This is a genomic window from Candidatus Babeliales bacterium, assembly GCA_035944115.1.
In the GTDB taxonomy this organism is placed as follows: Bacteria; Babelota; Babeliae; order Babelales; family Vermiphilaceae; genus DASZBJ01.
On the sequence record DASZBJ010000039.1, the window covers coordinates 1 to 3,431 of the forward strand.

Sequence of the window (3,431 nt, forward strand, 5' to 3'; positions counted from 1 at the left end):
ACAATAGACCCCATTCCGATGGCTTTGGCTACGCTACCGTCGCTCAAACGCACATCGCGTGGACAAATCACCTCGTAGGTGTCGAATGCCGTCCTATGCGAAGTCATGTGCTTTGTGGCTCCCGAATCCATGATCCATTTGCAAACGTTCATCGAATGCGCTTCGAGTTTGGTTGCAAAGGCGAATTCGTCCTCGTCCTTCGCATTGTTGGCACTCTCCTTCTCCTTGTTCTTCGCCTTGTAGCAAAACCGCGCTATGTGGCCGGGTTTGCCGCAATGGAAGCACGTCCTCACTCCTTGCCGCAAAGGATGGTATGCCGCTTTGCTTTGACGCGCCACCATTGCCGCGTCGTCGCCTTGTGGCTCCTTCTCTTTGCGCTTGGACATCTCGTGCATCAAGCGTGCCGTCACGTACTCCATCGTCAACTCCTTCGTCGGCATCGTCTCCAAAGCGGTGATCAAAAATTCGTACGATGCCGGCAAACTCTCGAGCAAAGTCATGACGATGTCCTCCTCTCGCACGGGTACCTCCAAACACGCGAGTTGATCCGCAAGCGCTTTCACCTTGTTCACGTGGTCCAACAAGTCGTCGCCTTCGTCCATTTTGCACGTGAAGAACTTACGACGCACAAATAGGATGTTGGACAAACTCTTGGTCTCATGGATGTTACAAAGGATCTTCCACGCCTCCGCCGGTCCTTTGCAACTCTTGACGTGTGCGAGTTGGTTGTCCGCCAAATTGAGCACGATGATGGACATGGCCTTCTTCACGCGCCTTTGGTACTCCTTCAACACTTTAGGATCCGCGTCGGAAGGTGGAGCCTTCTCGGATCCATCTACAATGTCCCAAAGGTCCACGGAAGCCAAAGCCATCTCCATCTTGAACTTCCAAAGGCTAAATTTCTCTCCGTGGAATTTATCTATGACTCTAGCGGCTTCGCTCTCAAGGTATGCCATCTTTGCTCTAAGATTGCGTTGGTATGCTTAAGTATGCTCTCAAACACTCAAATCACTCAAGTTAGATCCTTTGCAACTCTAAACACCTTGAAATCTCTCAAATAAGCCTTACCACACTCATTACCCTCAAGGCAGATCCTAAACACCTCCAAAGCTTGCAAATGAACTTTGTTTCGCTCAAATCACTCAAGTCAGATGGTTTAAAGGCGTAAACACTTCCAAACCTTGCAAATAAACTTTCCTTCACTCAAAACACTCAAGTCAGATCCTTTGGAAGCTTAAACACCTCCAAACTTTGCAAATTAGTTTTCCTTCACTCAAATCACTCAAGTTAGATCCTTTGGAAGCTTAAATACATCTAAACCTTGAAACTTAGCTTTCCTTCACTCAAATCACTCAAGTCAGATCCTTTGGAAGATTAAATACATCTAAACCTTGAAACTTAGCTTTCCTTCACTCAAATCTATCAAGTCAGATCCTTTGGAAGCCTACACACCTCAAAACCTTGCAAATCAACTTTCCGTCACTCAAATCACTCAAGTCAGATCATTTGGAACCTTAAACACCTCAAAACCTTGCAAATCACTCAAGTCAGATCCTTTGGAAGCCTACACACCTCAAAACTTCTCAAATCAACCTCTCCACACTCATATCACTCAAGTCAGATCCTTTGGATGCCTTAACACCTTCAAACCTCTCAAATTAACTTCTCCACACTCATACCACTCAAGTCAGATCTTTTGGATGCCTCAACACCTCCAAAACTCTCAAATCAACCTCTCCACACTCATGACACTCAAGTCAGATCCGTTTGAAGTCTACACACCTCCAAACCTCTCAAATCAAATTCTCCACACTCATTGCACTCAAGTCAGATCCTTATCAAGCCTAAACACCTCCAAATGTCTCCAACAAGCCTCTCAACCCTCAAAGCTCACAAGTCAGCACTCTTTGCATGAAACAAACATGCAAACAAAATGAAAACATAAAGAGACACTTACAACAACCAAATGCGCCCCCGCACACCTCCAATGCTCCAAAGCGCCAACTCCTCAAGATCCACTCCAACAACCGCTAAGCAATCAAATCTCTAGACTATACCCTAGCATAGTGGGCCCATAACCTATTGGAAGATAGAAAGACTAGAGAAAGGATTGCTCAAGCAAGCCACACATACACAAAGGCATATGAACAATGCTTGGAGTGAGATAGTCTCCTCCACCCCTTGCTTGCCCTTTATTCCTCATGGTCACCTTGGTTGCTACAAACAATATGGGATAACTCCTCTCCCAATACGGACCAGCCCTTGTAGGCTTATTACAACCTTATTACATTTCTTTGACTACGAGCAACCTAATGCTCATCTTCCAACACTCCCACTTTGCGAGTAGTCAAAGACTTGTAATACTTTTGATTTTCCTAGTTTCTCCATCCTATGCAATGAGCTTCTAACATTGCTCATAAGTTTCCTCATATCAAGCCTAATTGCTTCATGCCAACTCAACGTATCTTCACATATTGCCATGTTAGCCCGTTCTTCACCATCTTGAGGCAAAATGTGGTTTTTCCACCATTCTCCAAGTGGTCGCCTCTCCCTCGTGGGATATCGCCGCATCCCACCGCTACTCCCATCAACAATGTCATTGTTTGCCGACGTCTCACATGACTCCTCAATAACAACTTCATCACCTCCCACTCGTCCCGTGTCATCCACGGTTTGTTTGCCACCATCCAACAAAGGTGATTTGGAAGATTCGTCCATCACTACTATCGTACGGCCTCCATCTCTCCCACTTGGACGCATCTCCAAATCATTATTAATGCTCCCACTATCTTCCATAAACACAACATCTCTACTTTTTATGATTTTCTTTGTTTCCAAACACATTAATCTATATGCCTCCATACCTTCGCAATATCCTAGAAACATGCATTTGGTTCCCTTGGCATTGAACCTCTTTGCATTTGCATCCATCGCATATGCAACGCTTCCGAACACACGCATGTGTGCAACGCAAGGCCGCCTCCCACTCCACATCTCTTCCGGTGTAACGCTCATCAAGACCTTCGTAGGACATCGGTTTAATGTGTAAACCGCATTTGCCACCGCTTCCGCCCAAAACGATTTCTCGAGCTTCCGGGCTACGAGCATGCGCTTGGCCATTGCAACAATGCTTTGTATGGCACACCCCGCTGGTCCGATGTGTCGGGGCGTACTCTCAATGCCACTCTCCATCAAAAATGTTTCAAATTCCTTAGTAATGAAGTCCCCTCCACTCATGCACCGAAACGCCTTGATTTTGTGCTTCGATTGCGTTTCTACTTTAGTTTGGAACTCCTTAAATCTCTCACACCACACTCCTTTGTGTTTCATCATGTAAACCCACACCTTCCTCGAATAATCATCCACAAAAACAACAAAGTATTTTGCCCCTCCTACGGACGTAGTCCGCATGGGGCCACAAACACCCGAAT

At 45.9% G+C, this 3,431-nt stretch carries 2 protein-coding genes; both read right to left on the reverse strand.

Annotated features, from left to right (window positions below):
• Positions 1–956: hypothetical protein (locus VGT41_04730; GenBank protein HEV2601579.1), on the reverse strand; the 956-nt coding region annotated here is incomplete at its 3' end.
• Positions 957–2,316: 1,360 nt separating this feature from the next.
• Positions 2,317–3,333 (reverse strand): hypothetical protein, encoded by a 1,017-nt coding sequence (locus VGT41_04735; GenBank protein HEV2601580.1) that lies wholly within the window; start codon positions 3,331–3,333, stop codon positions 2,317–2,319.
• Positions 3,334–3,431 lie beyond the last annotated feature (98 nt).